Consider the following 17859-nt stretch of genomic DNA (forward strand, 5'->3'; position numbering starts at 1 on the left):
TTTAGGATCTGAAACGGCGTGACTACGCATCAGCGAGGGGACAAGGTGAGCGGCGTGGGTGACGGGGTAACGGCGCAGCAAGCGGCGGCCGTACTCAAGAAGGTGCTCGACGACCGCACCGACCTCGACCGTGATGAATACGGGGACAACAAGCGCCTGCTCTTTGCCCTCCAGCTGCACCAGGGAATCGACGACATCCATGCAGTGGCCGTCGATTCCCTGACCGACGGGGGCCAGGACCACGGCTGCGACCTGGTTTACATCGACCCCGACTCCGAGAAGCTCATCATCGCCCAGGGGTTCGAGTCTCCCAAGTCATCTCTGGCAGAGCCCAAAGTATGGAAAGCCACCGCCCTCAACGAGAGCGTCGCTTGGCTGCTGAGCGGGAAACCGGAGGACCTGCCCGCACGGCTGAAGCCCGCCGGCGAGGCCGTCCGCCAGGCCCTCCAGGACGGACGCATCAAGGAGGCGCAGTTCTGGTTCGTCCACAATCAACTCGAGACCGCCAACGCACGGGCCGAGCTCGACGCGACCGTTCGCATGGCGACGCGGGTGCTTCAACAAGCGTATCCGGACTCCGCTCCGGAGCGCGTCATCGGTCTCGAGGTAGGTGTGCCCACCCTGTACCGCTGGTACAAGGGGTCGCGGAGTCCCATTCTGGTCACCGACGAGATCACTCTCACCGTGGATGACTGCTTCGAACTGTCAAGCGGTAAGTGGAGCGCCGTGTGCACCGCCGTGGACACCGCCTGGCTCCAGAACCTGTACTGGGAACACAACGGCACCGAGGAGAACCGTCTGTTCTCCGCCAACGTCCGTGGCTTCGTCGGAGTCAAGGGCAAGAAGGGCGCTATCAACAGCGCGATCCGCAAAACCGTGCAGGATCGGCCGGAAGATCTCTTCGTCTTGAACAACGGCGTTACGGCCCTCACCCACGGAGTCGAGGTCGGTGAGCCCGGCCCCGACGGTCGGCGTGTCATCACGTTGCAGGGCCTGTCGATCGTCAATGGTGCCCAGACGACCGGGGCCGTGAGCGACGAAACCCTCCGTAGACAGACCGAGGCCGGCCAGTTGCTGATCCGGTTCGTGGTGTGCGACGATCCTTCGCTCGTCAGCGAGGTGATCCGCACCACGAACCGTCAGCTCGCCACCCTGCCAGCGGACTTCCGGAGCAACGACCGTACTCAGCTGCGCCTCATCAAGGAGTTCCAGCAGCTCGGCGACATTGCCTACGACGGCGGTCGCCGTACCGACCCCAGCGACATCGCGGTGGCGCCACCCGCGAACCGCGTCGTGGCGACAACGGCAGCCAAGGCTCTCGCGGCCTTCCACGGTAAGCCCTACATCGCTTATAACGAGCCGGGCAAGATCTGGTCGGACGACGCGCTCTACGCCAGCCTCTTCGGCGACCACACCACGGCGCGGCATGTGCTGTTCTGCTACGGGTTGCAGCGCGCGGTGGAGCAGACGAAGACCGAGTACGCGGCAAGATGCAGGAACGATCCGGACCTCAAAGGCATCCCGCGCAAGGTGCATGACTTCCTCCAGCGCCGCGGCGCTGTCCCCGTGGTGATCGATGCCGTCGCCGCTTGCATGGACACCCTGCTCGGCCGCGGCACGCGCGACCCGTTCACGCTCGGGTTCTCCCGGCAGCCCACGCTCCCCAAAGTGATCAAGCACTGGCATCAAGTAATCAAGCCCATAGTTCCGTTCCTCCCACACCTCGCACCCGCTCTCCAGCGTGGGGGCTCGAAAGGTGCCGGCGAGCACGACCGGGCGAAGGCGGTTGAGGACGCCCGCACGAACTTCGCCGGGATGGTCGAATCCCTGAGCGATCAGGACCACACGAAGACGGTATTTGACGTCTTCCGGCAGAACCTCGGCGAAAGGGCTGACTAGCCGCCGCACCGCCTCGTCCCCCTAACCAAGGCTCCGCCACTTTAGAGGATCCAGAGACCTTCGCGTGCTCTCCCCCGACAACGCCATGTTCGGCACCCACGAACTCATCACCCGGGTCACAGAAGACACAGGTGACGCCGGTAATTTGGGCGTCGTACTCGCGCTGCTCACCTCTGGGACCTGGGCCACCCGAGACGACGTCGCCGACGTACTGCGAGTCGATCCCGCCACCGTCATGCGCTATGCACGGCAGATCCAGTCCAGCGCCTCCGATCGCATCGTCAGCAACGCGGCTCAGCCCGATTCGCAGGCCCAGGCGCACGCCATGCGCAGGGAAGGCACGCTCCTGCCACAGTCCGGGAGACCGGATCCGGCCCGGAGAGTTACCGTCGAAGCTATGCGCGAAGCTCTGGGCACCGCTGCACCATCCCAACCGCGCCGCGCCTGGCTGGTCCGGGCCTCCGACACGGGCCCCTCTGACCTGCTACAGGACTGGCTGAACGAGGGGTACTGCGGCGTCGAGGCGTCACGCTTGCGGGTGTTGGAGCCGGGCAGTGGCGAGGATGCCGTACGTCTCGCCGTGGAAGCCGATTACGCCCATCTCGCCCAAGTCGCCCTGAGAGACAAAAGCGCGGAGATCCACCTCTTCCTGAACCGGATGCGTGAGGGTGACCTCGTGCTGACCCCGGCCAGGGAGGGTGACCAGTTGTATCTGGGGGAGGTCACGTCGGGCCCTCACTTCACCTCGGACCGCACGGTGGCCCTGACCCGCAGTGTGCGCTGGCTCAACACCGCGGCTCCTATCGATCCCTTCGAGGACGACATACCGGACGGCCTCAACGGCAAGCTCGGCGTCCAACTCAGCGTCGTCGACCTCACAGACCTCGCCGACGACCTCGCCGCCATGCTGCCGACCGAGGCCGGTGCTACCCCACCTCCGCCCCGTCGCAGTCTGCACCTCCCCGGGCCGGACGCCCGGTTGGCCGAAGATCTGCATATCCGTCCGCAGGATCTCGACGACTGGATCGAACTCCTCAAGGAACGGCCTCAGCTCGTCTTCTACGGCCCGCCGGGCACTGGCAAGACGTTTCTCGCACGCAAGCTCGCTCTGCACCTCACAGCAGGACGACGTGAACGCGTCACCCTCGTACAGTTTCATCCCTCGTACGCCTACGAGGACTTCTTCGAAGGGTTCCGCCCACGCCAGGGCAAGGACGGGCAGCCCGGATTCGAACTCGTGCCCGGCCCATTCCGGCGCACCGTCGAGAACGCCCGCAAGGACCCATCCAGCCCTCATGTCCTGATCATCGACGAAATCAACCGGGCCAATCTGGCTCGGGTCTTCGGAGAGCTGTACTTCCTGCTGGAGTACCGCGACGATATAGTGCATCTCCAGTACGGAACCGACGACGGCAACGGCTTCACGCTCCCGCGGAATGTCGTCATCATCGGGACGATGAACACGGTCGACCGGTCGGTGGCACGCGTCGACGCGGCCATGCGGCGACGCTTCTCCTTCGTTGAGCTGCATCCCACCGCCGAACCCACCTCATCCATGCTGCGCAGCTGGCTCCGCAGCGAGGGACTTCCGGACACCGCAGCCCTACTCATGGAAGAGCTCAACAGCCGCATCGCCGAGCGGGACTTCCAACTCGGGCCGTCATACTTCATGCGTCGTTCGCTGTATGAGGAGCCGGGCGCGCTCGCCCGCGCCTGGCGGACCTCGATTCTGCCGCTGCTCGCCGACCAGGAACCCGGCGACACCATCGATCGGTTCTCGCTAGACGAGATCCTCGACGAGCTCGGCATCGAGGAGGCAACTCTGCTGCGTCAGGCCCCCTCAGCTGACGAAGCTCCTGGCGAGGATGTCAGCGGTCCGGCATGACGCGCCTCGACCTGTCCGAGAGCGGCAAAGCCATTCAAGCGGAACTCAGCCCGCGACAAGCAGCTGCCCTAACCTCGTCTCGCATCGTGCGAGTGGAGCCAGGCCGCCGCCCGGGTCTGTGGCGAATCAGCGGCAACCGGCTCGTCGGCGCCGCGCGAATCGGGGGCATCGACGTCCGCATCGCACCTAAGACACCGGTCGCACGCCTGCTGTTCCTCCTGGCGTACACCGCGGCTCCGGACCGCTGGTACTCCGAGCCCATCGAAGCATCGGAGCGTGACGGACTGCTCCCGGCGGTGGCGTACGCTTTCGTCAGAGCCGCTGAGCGCGGCCTCCGCCACGGCGCCCTACAGGGGTACGTCAGTGTCGACGCGACGCTCCCCGTCGTGCGCGGCCGTATCCGCCATGCCGACCAGCTGCGCCGGCACTTCGGCAGATCCTTCCCCGTGGAAGCCAGCTACGAGGAATTCACCGAGGACATCCCAGAAAATCGCATCCTACGCTCGGCGGCCCGGCGTCTCTTGGCTCTCCCGGGAGTACCGGCAACGTGCCGTCCCGAGCTCAGGCGGGTGATCGCCGCACTCCCCGATGTGGGAGACGTGCCATCGACGCGGGCCTTGCCCGACTGGACTGCCGGCCCCGACAACGCGCGCCTGCGTACTGCAATCCGTCTCGGCGAGCTCGTCCTGCGAGGAGCTTCGTACGAACTCGACGACGGCGGAACCGTCCCCGTGGATGGCCTGCTGATCAATATGGAAAAGGTTTTCGAGGACTTTGTTGCTGCATCGCTCCGGGAAGCACTCCGTCCGTACTCCGGATATGTGATCACCAATGGCGGCCGCCACTTCCTCGACGAGGCGCACCGGATCCGCCTGCTCCCCGATGTCATTTGGTGTCGCGGCGACGGCACAGCTGCCGGGGTGGCCGACGCCAAGTACAAGGCAGACTCTGTGCGTGGCTTCCCGAACGCCGATCTCTACCAGATGGCCTCGTACTGCCTCGGTCTGGGACTCGACCGCGGCCACCTCATCTACGCTGCGGGCGAGAGACCAGCCCTGCGTCACACCGTTCGGCACTCGGGCATTGAGCTCATCCAGCACACCGTGCCGCTGGCTGCTGAGCCACCCGCAGTACTCACCGCCATGTCACGAATCGCCGCCGCACTCACTAACAAATCATGATGGTCTGACCAGAACGCCTCAAGAAGGCTCAGCAGCATCCCACCACCCGACAGTATTCCCCGCCCTCTTCCTCCCTAAGTTCACGGATCAGGCCGATCAGCTATAGCGAAGATCGCTACGGTAAGAGCCTGGACGCGAGGGAGGGGACCCCAAACCATGAGAGCGGACACGGTCGACCTGCGGCGGATCTTCGGCAGGGACGTGCGCTACACGGTGCCGCTGTTCCAGAGGCCGTACGTGTGGAACCGGGACGACAACTGGTCGGCCCTGTGGGAGGACATCCGCCGCACCGTCGAGCGGGCCGAACAAGCGGCATCGACCGGGGAGACGGTGGCACCGCACTTTCTCGGAGCGCTTGTTTTCGACGAGACCCCGTACCTTTCATCAAGTCTGGAGACGCGGCAGGTCATCGACGGCCAACAGCGTCTGACAACACTACAGTTGTTCCTGTTCGCGGCCCGCCTGTCGGCGGCGGCTCTCAACCACGAGCGCTCCGTACGCCTGCTGAGTAAGTTCCTGGAGAACGACGAAGACCTGTTCGACCGCGCCCAGCATCCCGACCATCTCTACAAGGTCTGGCCGACCAATGCGGACCGTGACGAGTTCCGCGCCGTCATGCTCGGCCAGGGAGGGGGAGGACGGCTCGCCGAAGCCGTCGCCTACTTTCAGCGGGAGATTGACACATGGCTGGCGGAAGCAGCTGAGTCGCAGGAGCGGCTGGCGATGCTGGTGCATGCGCTGCGGGAACAGCTGCGTTTGGTCATCATCGACTTGGAAGAGCACGACGACGCGCAGGTCGTCTTCGAGACGCTGAACAGCCGCGGTACACCGCTGGAGCACGCGGATCTGATCAAGAACCTGCTGTTCCGCGACGCCGAACGTGCCGGTGCGGACGTCGACCGGCTCTACAAAACGTACTGGGCGCCCTTCGACCAGGACGAATGGCGCGTGGAACAGACGACTGGCCGCATTACGCGAAGCCGCCTCGACGTGTTCCTGACGTACTGGCTCACGATGCGTACGCAGCGCGAGTTCACTGCCTCCGCCTTGTTCAAGGAGTTCGAGCGCTGGCTGCTCTCGTCTGCCGTCCCTACGGAAGACGTCTTTGCCGAGCTGACGCGATACGCCGAGATCTATGACCTCATCGACGACCATCCGCTGCACGGCGTCGAGGGACGGTTTCTGTATCGGATGAAGGTCCTTCAGACCTCCACTCCGATGCCCCTGCTCCTCTTCCTCTACGGCCTGGACGAGTCCGTGCTGCCACTGCAGCGCCGACGGCGGGCGATCCGGGCCATCGACAGCTACCTCGTACGCAGGGCGGTGCTCAATCTCAGTACTCGCGACTACAACAACGTCTTCCGTGACCTGGTCGCGGCCGTAGCCCGACAACCCGACCGCGCGGACGAAGCCGTCATCAAGGCCCTCTCGGCAATGCAGGGCCACCACCGTCATTGGCCAAGCGACTCCGAGTTCCGTGCCTCGTTGGAACAGGACCCCATCTATTCCCGCTTGGTCCGGCGCAGCGTACGCATCCTCCTGGAAGCACTGGAGGACGAGTTGCGCACCGACCACACCGAACAGCTCACCGTCCCCGTCGGCGAACAGGCCGGCGCAAAGTTGACCATCGAGCACGTCATGCCGCAGAGCTGGCGCGACAACTGGCCGCCCCTTGAGAACGATCCGTCTGAAGGAGCCGACCGCGACGAACTGGTCCACACACTCGGCAACCTGACACTGGTCACCGCCCGCCTGAACCCCACTCTGGGCAACATGGCCTGGGAGGACAAGCGGCAGTGGCTCGGCAAGCACAGCCTGCTACGCCTCACCCACGGCACGTTGCTCAGTGCTCCATCGAACACTGACATCAGCGACTGGGCGACCACCTGGGACGAGCATCGAATCCGCACGCGGGGCATGTACCTGGCCTCGCTGTCCTTGGATATCTGGCCGCATGCCGACGATCTACGCACCGACCCGTTGTCTTCCGAACACCACAACACGTGACGCTCACAATCAGCACCTTCATGCGAATTTGCTGCTGCAATACAAGTGCGGGTAGAGCCACCGCGCTGGCAGTCCACCACCTGGGAGAAATCTGGGAGAAGATCTTCTCCCAGAGCCCTCGCGACACCTCCCGAGACCGACCACCACCAACTCCCTGACCTGTGCCTATACCATCGATAGCAGACGGGCAACGTGATCGAACCTCGTTCGGGACGAAGAGGTCGTGGGTTCAAATCCCGCCACCCCGACAGCTAAGTAGCAGGCCAGAGGGCCCTTACCGAATCGGTGAGGGCCCTCTGGCGTTGCCGCGTGTCTAACTGCGTGACTATGGATTCCTGAGTGCTTGCCGCGTGCCTACGGCGACGGCTACGGCTGCTGCCGGACGGCACCGAAGATGCCATCCATGACGACGGCCCCGGTTGAATCACGGGCCGGATCTGCTTCCGGTAGACCTCCTCGGTGACGGCGGTGCCCGGAGTGACCGACGAGGCACGAGATCTCCCCAGTGGCGCGCCGCGGTCGCAGAGCAGGGACACTCGACCGGGCTCGGGCCGACTTTTGGGCTGCCCCGCCCCCGCTTGGCCTGCACGTGCGAGGCATCGATCGTGGCGCGGGAGAAGTCGAGGCGGTCCGCTGCCCGAAGCCGGTCCAGCAGCACCCGCGGGAGTTCCTCCCACACTCCGGCCCGCTGCCACTCGGCCAGACACCGCCGGCAGGTGGGACCCGAACCGAACCTCAACTCCTGCGGCAGGAACTCCCACTGGATGCCGGTGCAGACGACGAACAGCACACCCTGGAGCGTCTTGCCGTCATCGATCCGTTTGCGCCCCGGGTGCCGGAACCGCCGCTCCTGCTTCGGCAGCAGCGGCTCGATCACCGCCCACAACTCGTCACTGACCTCCCACGGCTTCCGCCGCGCCATGGTCACACCCGCAAAACAGGGAGTCACATACACCTCCACCGTGCCACAAGAGGATCATTCTGCAAGGACCCCTAATTGCGTGACAACGCCGACGAACAGCGGCCGACAAGCGCGGACGCCTGCGGATCATCGCAACAGGTGAGAGGCGTAACGGCGCAAGGTCAGACACCCGCCCAAGTTGCTTCGGGCCACTTTGACCGCCAGATCACCTCCCGTTGAAGGAGCCTGGAGCGGCTACGCTAGGCGCGCGATTGCCAGGGCAGCGAGCCGCAAGGTGGCGACAGAGCTTGGGGGCGGAGTGCAGCCGGACAGTGGCCTGGGCGTTGGTCTCAGCCCGAGGGAGGCAGCCGCTCTCCTCTTGGACAAGATTCGTCAGGGCAACGGCTACGCCCGCGGCAAGAAGAAGCGGTTCAGTCGAAGTGCCGCCGTCACCAAGGTGGCGATGCTTGTACTGTCCGCTGCGTCCACCGTCATCCTGGGCCTGCAGAACCTCAACGCGTGGGCTGGTCTGGCCCTGGCGTGTGTGGCGCTGGTGACGTTGCTCGGAGCCGTCGAACCGTTCTTCAACTGGCGCTCCCGGTGGGTTTTGATGGAGGAAGCGCAGTACCGCTTCCAGCGACTTGCCGATGACCTCGAATACCTCGTGGCATCGACGGCCGCCGACGAGCTCACGTTCGATCAGCTGAACGAGATCTTTGGTCAGTATCAGGCGATCTGGGGCGACCTGAGCCGCACATGGCTGGAGCATCGACGGGAACCCGCGCCGTCGGCCAATGCCTGAAGGTGCGCGTATCCACAGGCTGAGGCGCGGTCAAACACACCTGGTGCACGATCAAGATCGCCTACTGCGGCCGTGACGTCCAGAGCTCCTGACGCATCAAGCGCACCAGATATGGCGGGGAGCAGCGGGGACTACGGTGACAGCGACGGCGCTGACCACGGCCGCGAAGCAGCCGTTCGGCCAGCTCAGGGACTGAATCGACCAGGCATCCTCAGCTTCCCAAGCTGAGGCACCAGTACGCTACCGCCGGCAGTTGTCAGCACAGACGAGGAGCGTCGTGGAGCTATCGCCACCGATGTCGAACCGTCTTGCGAACAGCGGCCTCGGAGCTGTCCCGGCGGCCGCTGCTGTGGCCTACGCAGCACAAGCCAGTACCGGCTTCTCGCGGCTCACTGCCTGTTTCGCTGTGATTGGGTTCGCGATCCTCGCCGTGAGGGGGTACCGGCTCGGCGTGACGTGTGAGCGCGAAAGACTCTCAATCCGCGGCTACCTGCGCACACGCGTGATTGCGCGAGAGCGCATCACGGAGATCACGGACTTCCCCGCCGTCAGATGGACGGCTCGCAAGGGTGGTAAGCGGTGGACCCCTATCACGGCGTTCATGACGAGCCCGAGCGAAGCCTCGGCAACCCGCCTTCACAAGGCCCATGTCACCAGGAACTTGCGACGGTGGGCGGGACACTAGCGACGGCCAACGCGGGACCGTCTCCCGATGAGCGCGCGGCCGGCAGAGCTGACTTTCGTATCTGTGCCGGGCCGTCTCTGGGCCGTCCGAGGTCGCTCACCAGTGGCCAATGACGACCAACGACGACCACCAGGCGCACGAGCCCACCGCCCTTGACCAGCAAAAAACCCGGCTCACCGAGTCCCCGACAAGACCCAGGGCAAGACGCCTTCTGTGAGCGAAGGGCCCTGACCACGTGTGGCCGCGCAGGTCACGAGCGGCTGTCCAACGGCACAGCGTGTGCATCATGAGGCATGGGCATCGATCTGGAGCTGCACTCATCACGGCCGGCGCGCAAGAACTGGCGTGCGACGCTCTTGCAGAGTTCCTACGGACACGGCGACGCTCTGGCCGATGCGCTCGGCTCGTTTCAGCTCCTTGGCGTACCCGGGAGGCTCACTGCCGTCGATCTGTACGGGGACACGTTGATGAACGAGCAGGAGGCCGCAGCCGCCGCTCGGGAGATTCGCGATCTGAAGCAACGATGCGGTGACGAGCGTCAGCTCGCCGCGTTGGACGACCTCGCGAGGATGCTCAGTGCGTGCGCAGCCACTCCAGGCAGCTACCTGTGTTTCGCGGGTGACTGAAGCCGATGTCGCGCCTGCTAGGTGAGTGTCTACTGATCTTTTCGGCGTGATGTCGGTGAGGGCTGACGATGTGTGATCGTCGCGGTATGCCGGTTGTGTGAGATATCCGCAGGATGGTGGGCTGACGCCTGAACGGCAGGTGTTTCGCGAGCGGATCCGGCTGGAGGCCGCGGAGCGATTCGCTGCGGGTGCCTCCGGCGCCGAGATCGCGAAGGACTTACGGGTGAGTGTGCGCTCGGTGCAGCGCTGGCGCCGATCCTGGCATCACGCCGGCACCGGGGGGCTGCGCTCTGCCGGGCCCGTGTCACGGCCCAAGCTGAGTGAGGCCCTGTTCTCCGTGCTCGAGCAGGAGCGCGCCAGGGGGCCGGGGTCGCGCACGGCTGGCCGGACCAGACGTGGACGCTGGCGCGGATCAAGACGCTGATCGGGCGCCGGTTCCACACGAAGGGGTCGTCCTGACCGGATCCAGGAACTCCAAGGAGCGGCGTCCGGTGCGAGCGAGGTGCGGCGAGAGGGCGTGCCGGACGCCTCGACGCCGCGCAGATCGAGAGAAGGGCACTGGCCCGAATGCCGCCTGCCCGCGCGGAGCCGAGCAGCTTCCGTAGCATGAGGGCTGTGACAGCCCAGGCACAGCTCCGCGCTGCGCGATCGCCCGGCGGGCGGTGGCGGGTGCTGCTGGTGCTCGGGCTGCTGACCGGTCTTCTCGGCATGCACGCCCTCAGTCCGGGCGGGGCCGTGGCCGCCGGCACCCATCACGCCTCCTTCGCCACTGCGCATGCCGGGATGGCGATGGGGAGCGACGAGTACGTCTGCCACGGTGACAGCGGTGACGGCCACGCCGAGCACGCCGATGCGACGTGTGCGTCCGGTGCGGTCGGCACGGGACCGGTCCTTCCAGCGCCGTCGCCCAACCTCGTCAGCACGCTCGCGCCCACCGACGGCGGCCACGGGTTCCTCGCCGCCACGCCCGGCGGCGGCCGGTCGCCGCCCACACTGGCCGAACTGCAACTCCTGCGGATCTAGGACAAGGCCAAGCCGTATCCCACCTCGCCGGCTCTGCCCCGGCGAGCGGCCGTACGGCACTCAGCCATGTCCCGCGCCGCTCGGCGCAGCATCCTTCGCAGACCGCAGGAGTACCACCATGACCAGCCCCCGTTCCCTCATCCGTCGTGCCGCTCTCGGCACCACGGCCGTGGCCGCCGCCCTCGTCCTCGCCGCCTGCGGCGGCGACAGCGGCTCCGACACCGGATCCGGTACGCAGTCGCCGGCCTCAGCCGGCGCCGATGACACCGCCGGTGCCCATGACGACCAGGACGTCTCCTTCGCGCAGGACATGATCCCCCACCACCAGCAGGCCATCCAGATGTCGGAGATGGCCGCCAGTCAGGCGTCCTCCCCCACGGTCAAGGACCTGGCCGCACGCATCGGGAAGGCCCAGGGTCCGGAGATCGAGACGATGTCCGGCTGGCTGGAGTCCTGGGGCGAGGACGTGCCCTCCTCCATGCCGGGCATGGACCACGGCGGTCACTCCGGAAGCTCCGACATGCCCGGGATGATGGACACCGAGGACATGGACGAGCTGATGAAGGCATCCGGCAAGGGCTTCGACACGATGTTCCTGACCATGATGGTCGAGCATCACGAGGGTGCCGTGGAGATGGCCACCACCGAGAAGAACACGGGCCGGTACGGGCCGGCCAAGAAGCTGGCCGACGACATCATCACCGCACAGAACGCCGAGATCGAGGAGATGAACAAGCTCCTCGGCAAGAGCTGACGCCCCCGCCACACACAAACACGCACCGCCACACAGACACATCGTGGGCCGGGCGTGCTTGCACGCAGCCCGGCCTCCGTGCGGGCACGTCCTGCGTCTGTCCCTGAGCCCTGCTCGCCACTCCTCCTCGCGCCTCGGAGAGATACTCAGCATGAAGATTCGTTCCCGCGCGGCCACCGCCATCACCGCAGTCGTCCTCGCGGCCGTGGTGGCCGCATGTTCCTCCAGCGCCGGCACCTCGTCCGACACGACGTCGGCCGAAGGCTCCGGCGACCTCGCCGTCAGCCACGTCCACGGTCTGGGCATCGACCGGGCCGACGGGCGCCTGTACGTCGCCACCCATGAAGGCGTGATCGCCGTGGCCGACGACGGCACCGCCCAGCGGGTCGGTGACAAGGCCGACTACATGGGCTTCACCGTCATCGGCCCGAAGACCTTCCTCGGCAGCGGCCACCCGGCCGAGGACAGCGGCGATCACGGCAACCGCGGCCTGATCCAGTCCACAGACTCCGGCAGGACCTGGAAAACACTCTCGCTGGGCGGCACCACCGACTTCCACTCCCTGGAGTACGCGCACAACACCGTCTACGGCTACGACAGCACCCGCGGCCTGCTCCGCGTCAGCGCCGACCGGACGTCCTGGGACGACCGCGCCGAGCTCGCCGCCCTGGACATCGCCGTCAGCCCGAAGGACCCGGACGTCGTGCTGGCGACAACGGAGGACGGCGTCGCCATGAGCACCGACGGCGGCCGGAAGTTCCGCGCGGGGCCCGGGCAGGTCCTCGCCTTCCTGTCCTGGCCCACGACCGACGCCCTGTACGGCGTCGACCTCGCCGGTGGCCTGCACCGCAGCACCGATGGCGGCACCAGCTGGAAGAAATCCGGGACCGTTCCGGGCGGGCAGCCGCAAGCCCTGACGGCCGTCGACGCCAAGCGCGTCCTCGTGGCCACACAGGACGGCGTGTACGACTCACGCGACGGCGGCGGGACCTTCACGCAGCGGCTGCCCGTGTCGGCTGCCGAGGGCCACTGAGCGCACGAGCCGTCAGTGGCTGTGGCCCGAGTCGCCGTGGTCATCGGCAGCCGGGGAGGAGGCGGTCGTCGGCTCCTCCCTCGGGCTCGTCCCACGGGCCGGGCTCTCGGAGGAGCCGGGTTCGTGCTGATGGCCATCTGTTCCGGTCGTCTCCGGATCGGTTTCTGTGGCGGGCTCTTCCCCATGGCTGTGGCCGTGGCCGTCGCCGCCCGGTTGCGCGGCCATCTCCTGGGCGATGCCCTTCAATCCGACGAAGGCGACGGCCGCCGTGACCGCCACCAGGATCCCGGCCGGGCCGAGGATGCTGCGCCACCGGTCCGGACGGTGGCGCAGCACGTACGAGACGAAGGAGAGCGCGAGACCGAAGGGGATGAGCATTGCCGCGCGTTCGGGGAAGTCCTCGAAGTGCTGCAGACCGCCGCTGAGCATGCCTATGCCGAAGGACAGCCCGAGGGAGGCCGCGACCACTGCGCAGACCTTCGCGGCGCTGGGGCGGCTGCGGGTGAGGACGAACTCGTTGAGGATCGTGGCGCAGAGGAAGACAGCGGCGCCCATGACGGCGATGAGGGTGTAGCGGGTGGGATCGAGCGGGTGGTGCACGATGGCGCCGCTGATCAGCCCGGCGCCGACGAAGGTCGCGGCGTAGCCCAGGTAGTCACCGAGCAGAGGGGTGCGTTTGGGAGCCCGGCGACGTCCGCGCCGGGCGCCGGTCCGGCTCTCGTACGGCGCCGGTTCCGCGCGGCGCGGCGCGGGCACGCTGCCGCCTCGATCGACAAGGTGCGGGCTGTCCGGCGCTGTCGGGCGGGGAGGGTGCGTGGGGTGGGATGCGTACGGCGGTGCCGGCCTGGAGCGGGCTGCGGTGACGTGGTGCTGGGACACGGGAACGGTGACACCTTTCGGCATGGGTCGGCCGTGTGGCCCGATGCGCTGTAGGGACGTACGGCGTATCAGGGCGCTGGACGGCGGCCCGGAGAACACGGACGGGGAGAGCGGTCGAGCAGCTCCTCGGCGGAGCGGCGGACCTGAACCGTGCGCCGCACAACGGCATGGCGGTGCCGTCGGCGCTGGTCTCCTCGCTAGATCCGCAGGACTCCCAGCGCGTGGGGTGAGATGGGTGCGCGGCAGCTGAGAAGCCCGTCGGCGGGCGGCGCCCCGTGCGGGTCGGCCGTGGTCCCGGATGCGAGCTGGGCCGGGGGGACTGGCCACGCCCCGGTGGGTGCGGAGGCCCAGCAGTCGGCCTCGGGCAGGGAGTCCGGTTCCGCGGTGGCGACGGCGGTCGTAGGGTGCGGGGCTTCGCCGGGTGTATCCCTCTCGCGTCCGTGATGTCCGTCGGACGGCTCCTGGTCCGCGGCAGCCAGGTCGAAGTGGTGGGCGCTCGTGGGTCCGGTGACGCCGTCATGGGCGTCGGCATGGGCGAGCGTGTGGACGACGCCGAAGCCGATGAGGAGCAGGCCGAGCAGCAGCAGGCGTGCCAGGAGACCCCTGGTCGCTCCGGCTGTCCTCGTCACGTCGCCGCTCCTCGTCCGCGCCCCCGGGCGGGGCGCTCGTCCTCGTGCTGGCGGCATCAGCGTACCCATGGCCCGCCGGGGTCGGTCCCCCGATCCGGCCGAGTGCACCCCAGCCCTCGTGCCGGGCGGCCGCGCGCACAGGTCACCGGTGGGGCCCCCTTGGGGTCAGGTCACGGTGAGGGTGCCTTTCATGTTCGGGTGGAGGGTGCAGAGATAGGAGTAACGGCCCGGCGCGGACGGCGCGGTGAACGTAACGGTCGCTCCGCCCGTGATGTTGCCGGTGTCGAAGACCTTGTCCGCGGTGGCGGTCACGGTGTGCGCATCCGGGTCCCGGTTCACGACGGTGACCTTCGTTCCGGGGCGCACGTGCAGGTTCGCCGGACTGAAGGTGAAGTTGTCGATCACCATCCGTGTCCCGCCCGGGCCCGCACTGGTCGCGGCGGATGAGTCGCTGGTGGTGGCGGGGCTGGTGCTGTCGCCGTTCGAGCAGCCGGCCAGGGCGAGCAGGGCGCAGGCGCTTCCCATGGCGAGTGCGGCGCGGCCCCGGTGCGGAAAGGTGAGTGCCATACGGGGGCGCCTTTCGAGCGAGGCTGATGGGGGCGGGGCACGGCCGGAAGCCGACCGGCGTGCTCAGGTTCGCCGGACGAGGGGGCGCCCGCCATGGCGATGCCGCCAAACGCCTCGTGGTTCGCCCGAAGGGCGACACGAGGCCGCCGTGGGTGCGACGTGTCATCGGTGGGTTGGGCCGCCGTCGGTGCGACGTGTCATCGGTGAACTGCGACGGCGGTGCGGCGGAACATAGCGGCCGCTGCGGTGGTGAGGGCGGCCAGCCAGGCGAGGGCGATCAGCAAGGGGCCGGTTTCGTCGAAGGCGGGGGTGAGAGCGGCGTCGATCAGGACTCGGGTGGCGCCGTAGCCGGGCAGGGTGTGGGCCCAGCCGGGCGGGGCGGCGCGGAGCATCGGGCTTTGTTCGATGCCGAGGTCGATGAAGGGCAGCAGGAAGGCGATGAGTACGCCGCCGACCCGGCCGAAGAGCGGGCCGAGCAGGACGCCGATGAGGGCGTAGGTGAGCGCGATCAGGACGCTGGCGGCGATGTAGAGATCCCATCGGCGGGCGTCGAAGACGGTGGCGGTGACGGCGAGGGACGCGGCGGTTGCCAGCAGCGCGCCGACCGCGATGACGGCCAGGCGGGAGGCGAGCAGTGTCAGGGGGCGAAAGCCCGCGAGGGCCAGGCGCCGGTCGCCGGAGCGGGCGTCCAGGACGGTGAACAGCCCGGCCAGTGTCGCCAGCGATGCGATGGCGATCGGGGCCATGGTGCCGCCGTGGATGTCGGGCAGCCACGCCTCCTGGGAGAGGGTGCGGCCGTTTTCGCGCACGGTCAGGGTGGTGGACTCGTCGGGGGTGGTGGCCACCGCGAGGAGGACGAAGACGACGGGTACGGCGATGAGCAGCGCCCACAGCACCCGGTTGCGGGCCGCTTCCCGCAGTCCCATGCGCAGGCCGGCGAACAGCTGGCCGGCCGTTGATCCGGGTCGGGTGCGGTGGCGGGGCCGGGCGGTGCGGCTGGCGGTGGTGATCACCGACCAGCTGATCACCATGGCCGCTGCCGCCCAGGTCAGGGCCCAGCCGAGATCGCCGACGCGTCCGCTGTGCCGGGAGGGCAGGTCCACCATCCACAGGGTCACGAAATGCGTCGGCAGCACCCGGGTCACCGGCTTGTCGGCCGCTCCGAGCACGGGTCCGAAGAACACGTCCAGGATCCACACGAACAGCACCAGCACGGTGCCGTTGACCGGGCTTGTGACCAGGGTGCCGATCAGTGCCCCGATCGCCAGGTAGATCACCGCGTACATCAGCGTTCCGGCCAGTGCCCGCCCCGGATCGTCACCGATACCGGTCCGCGCCGTCAGGGCCAGCAGGGCCGCCGCTGTGGCGATCAGCGCCAGGCCCAGGCCGGTGGCCATGCGGGCCGCCACCAGCCGTGAGGGGGCGAGCCCGGCCAGGACCAGGCGGCGGTCGGCGGCGCGGGCGGCGCGCATCTGGAAGTACATGGCGATCGCGGCGATGAACCCCGCGGCCCATCCGGCCGTGGCGGTCTGCACGGCCGGCCCGCCGGGGCCGCCGAGCAGGTCGGCGGCGTCCGCCAGTGGGCGGGCGGCCACCACGACGAACACCACTGGCACCAGGATGAGCACCAGGAGGTTCACCGGGGTGCGTGCGGCCTCGGCCAGGAAGCGCCGTTCGAACAGCGCGGTCGTCATCGGGGCACCGCCCGTCCGTCCCGCAGTTCGATGATGCGGTCGAAGCGTTGTTCGTCGGTCACGAAGTGACTGATGATCAGCACCGAGCGTCCTGCCTGGCGGCGTTCGCCGACCAGCTCCCAGAACTTCAGGTAGGTGTCGAAGTCGAAGCCGGCGTAGGGCTCGTCCAGCAGCAGCACCTCGGGGTCGGCCAGCAGCGCCAGTCCCAGGTTCAGCTTGGAGAGGGTGCCACCGGAGAGGCGGTCGGTGCGCGTGGCGGCATACCGCTCGAACCCCAGCGCCTCGTAGAGCTCCCGGCGAGCGCGGCGCTCGGCCTGGTCGGTCAAGCCGTAGGCGCGGCCGAAGAGTTCGAAGTGTTCGTCGCAGGTGAGGCGTTCGTAGACGACTGGCTCCTGGGGGCAGTACCCCAGCCGTCCGTTGCGGGTCACCGTGCCGGCGTCAGCGGACAGAGCCCCGACCAGGACCTTCATCAGGGTGCTTTTGCCCGACCCGTTCTCCCCGACCAGGCCGATCACCTCGCCAGGGGCGAGTGCCAGGTCGACGCCTCGCAGCACCCGCACCCGCCGCTGGGCGGGCCACACACCGCGCCGGTAGGTCTTCTCTATCCCGGCCGCCGCCAGCACCGCCCGGTCGCCGGGTTGCCCGTCGTCACGACGGGCGCCGAATCCTGTCACGTGCCACCTCCCCGGACCTGGGTGCCGTCGCCGACCCTTCACAGGCCGGGGGCGCCCCACAGAGGGAACCAGCGGCTCAGGTCCTGCTCGATGCGCAGGTCGTCCTTGACCACTGCCTTGACCTGGAGTTCCAGCGGGTTGTCGCGTTTCTGGCGGGGCAGCGGAGCGAAGGGGTAGAAGGTGCCGCGCTTGTAGAGGTAGACCAGTGCCAGGGGACGCAGCTCGGCGTCGTGGAAGGAGACCAGGGAGCACAGGAGTTGTGGTCCGAAGCCGCTGTCCTGCAGGGCGGTGTTCACCGCGTGCAGATCGCTCACCAGCGCGGGCAGGCTGTCGGGATCGCGGCGCGAGAGCAGCCACGAGTATCCGTAGTCGTCACGGCTGAACTCCACGGGCACACCTGCCCGTTCGGAGTCCGCGTCCAGCAGCGCCCCTACTTCCTGCTGGACTTGGGCGAATGCCCCGCCCTCGATGGAGGCGAAGCACACCGAGGCCGCACCGGTCGGGGTGAAGCCGATGGCCGCCTGGAGCGTGATCGCCGCCGAGGGGAGGCCGAAGAGCTGGTCCAGGTCGGGCTTGACCGGCTTGGACCGGCCGAGCAGGGCATCCAGGAATCCCACGCA

15 protein-coding genes and 3 pseudogenes are annotated in these 17859 nt (G+C 67.7%); 10 read left to right on the forward strand and 8 right to left on the reverse strand.

Translation table 11 applies throughout. The features are described 5' to 3' along the window. The first annotated feature begins 54 nt into the window (after positions 1 to 54). The 4 genes from ACZ43N_RS15745 (at position 55) to ACZ43N_RS15760 (ending at position 6972) form a co-directional block, all read left to right on the forward strand. Positions 55 to 1899, forward strand: coding sequence for an AIPR family protein (locus ACZ43N_RS15745; RefSeq protein WP_468097924.1), 1845 nt, complete (start codon positions 55 to 57; stop codon positions 1897 to 1899). Between the two features lie 64 nt (positions 1900 to 1963). Then, positions 1964 to 3784 (forward strand): McrB family protein, encoded by a 1821-nt coding sequence (locus ACZ43N_RS15750; RefSeq protein ID WP_468097925.1) that lies wholly within the window; start codon positions 1964 to 1966, stop codon positions 3782 to 3784. Then, the gene (locus tag ACZ43N_RS15755; RefSeq protein WP_468097926.1) at positions 3781 to 4965 is read left to right on the forward strand and encodes an McrC family protein; all 1185 of its coding nucleotides are present in this window, start codon (positions 3781 to 3783) and stop codon (positions 4963 to 4965) included. Before ACZ43N_RS15750 ends, ACZ43N_RS15755 begins: the two co-directional genes overlap by 4 nt. A gap of 156 nt (positions 4966 to 5121) precedes the next feature. Beyond that, entirely contained in the window at positions 5122 to 6972 is a 1851-nt protein-coding gene (locus tag ACZ43N_RS15760) for a DUF262 domain-containing protein (RefSeq protein WP_468097928.1), read from the forward strand. Between the two features lie 366 nt (positions 6973 to 7338). Here ACZ43N_RS15760 and ACZ43N_RS15765 read toward each other — a convergent pair. Together ACZ43N_RS15765 and ACZ43N_RS15770 are read right to left on the reverse strand one after the other, a co-directional pair. After that, positions 7339 to 7508, reverse strand: a pseudogene (locus tag ACZ43N_RS15765) (site-specific integrase); the annotation flags it as partial. Beyond that, positions 7508 to 7894: pseudogene (locus ACZ43N_RS15770) on the reverse strand (transposase); the annotation flags it as partial. The pseudogenes ACZ43N_RS15770 and ACZ43N_RS15765, both read right to left, overlap by 1 nt. Before the next feature lie 358 nt (positions 7895 to 8252). On the opposite strand from ACZ43N_RS15770, the gene ACZ43N_RS15775 reads away from it, so the two are divergent. The 6 genes and pseudogenes from ACZ43N_RS15775 (at position 8253) to ACZ43N_RS15800 (ending at position 12796) form a co-directional block, all read left to right on the forward strand. Further along, the gene (locus ACZ43N_RS15775; RefSeq protein ID WP_468097930.1) at positions 8253 to 8675 is read left to right on the forward strand and encodes an SLATT domain-containing protein; all 423 of its coding nucleotides are present in this window, start codon (positions 8253 to 8255) and stop codon (positions 8673 to 8675) included. A gap of 978 nt (positions 8676 to 9653) precedes the next feature. After that, complete coding sequence (locus tag ACZ43N_RS15780) at positions 9654 to 9986, forward strand: hypothetical protein (protein WP_468097932.1); 333 nt, start codon at positions 9654 to 9656, stop codon at positions 9984 to 9986. Between the two features lie 97 nt (positions 9987 to 10083). Beyond that, a pseudogene (locus ACZ43N_RS15785) lies at positions 10084 to 10427 on the forward strand (helix-turn-helix domain-containing protein); the annotation flags it as partial. A gap of 165 nt (positions 10428 to 10592) precedes the next feature. Next, complete coding sequence (locus ACZ43N_RS15790) at positions 10593 to 11009, forward strand: DUF6153 family protein (protein WP_468097933.1); 417 nt, start codon at positions 10593 to 10595, stop codon at positions 11007 to 11009. Positions 11010 to 11127: 118 nt separating this feature from the next. Next, positions 11128 to 11763, forward strand: a complete 636-nt coding sequence (locus ACZ43N_RS15795) for a DUF305 domain-containing protein (protein WP_468097934.1) — start codon at positions 11128 to 11130, stop codon at positions 11761 to 11763. 151 nt (positions 11764 to 11914) lie between these two features. Beyond that, entirely contained in the window at positions 11915 to 12796 is an 882-nt protein-coding gene (locus ACZ43N_RS15800) for a F510_1955 family glycosylhydrolase (protein ID WP_468097936.1), read from the forward strand. 12 nt (positions 12797 to 12808) lie between these two features. Here the strand turns inward: ACZ43N_RS15800 and ACZ43N_RS15805 are convergent, their stop codons facing one another. The 6 genes from ACZ43N_RS15805 to pspAB all read right to left on the reverse strand — a co-directional run bounded on the left by ACZ43N_RS15805 (position 12809) and on the right by pspAB (position 17856). After that, positions 12809 to 13552, reverse strand: coding sequence for a hypothetical protein (locus ACZ43N_RS15805; RefSeq protein ID WP_468097937.1), 744 nt, complete (start codon positions 13550 to 13552; stop codon positions 12809 to 12811). Between the two features lie 320 nt (positions 13553 to 13872). Beyond that, the gene (locus tag ACZ43N_RS15810; RefSeq protein ID WP_468097939.1) at positions 13873 to 14304 is read right to left on the reverse strand and encodes a hypothetical protein; all 432 of its coding nucleotides are present in this window, start codon (positions 14302 to 14304) and stop codon (positions 13873 to 13875) included. 165 nt (positions 14305 to 14469) lie between these two features. After that, positions 14470 to 14871 (reverse strand): cupredoxin domain-containing protein, encoded by a 402-nt coding sequence (locus ACZ43N_RS15815; RefSeq protein ID WP_468097940.1) that lies wholly within the window; start codon positions 14869 to 14871, stop codon positions 14470 to 14472. 197 nt (positions 14872 to 15068) lie between these two features. After that, a complete protein-coding gene (locus tag ACZ43N_RS15820) occupies positions 15069 to 16565 on the reverse strand; it encodes an ABC transporter permease (RefSeq protein ID WP_468097941.1) in 1497 nt (498 codons plus the stop codon). Continuing rightward, positions 16562 to 17239, reverse strand: coding sequence for an ABC transporter ATP-binding protein (locus tag ACZ43N_RS15825; protein WP_468097942.1), 678 nt, complete (start codon positions 17237 to 17239; stop codon positions 16562 to 16564). Before ACZ43N_RS15825 ends, ACZ43N_RS15820 begins: the two co-directional genes overlap by 4 nt. 38 nt (positions 17240 to 17277) lie before the next feature. Next, positions 17278 to 17856 (reverse strand): PspA-associated protein PspAB, encoded by a 579-nt coding sequence (pspAB, locus tag ACZ43N_RS15830; RefSeq protein ID WP_468097943.1) that lies wholly within the window; start codon positions 17854 to 17856, stop codon positions 17278 to 17280. Positions 17857 to 17859 lie beyond the last annotated feature (3 nt).

The sequence above is a fragment of the Streptomyces sp. NPDC030814 genome, from assembly GCF_055572155.1.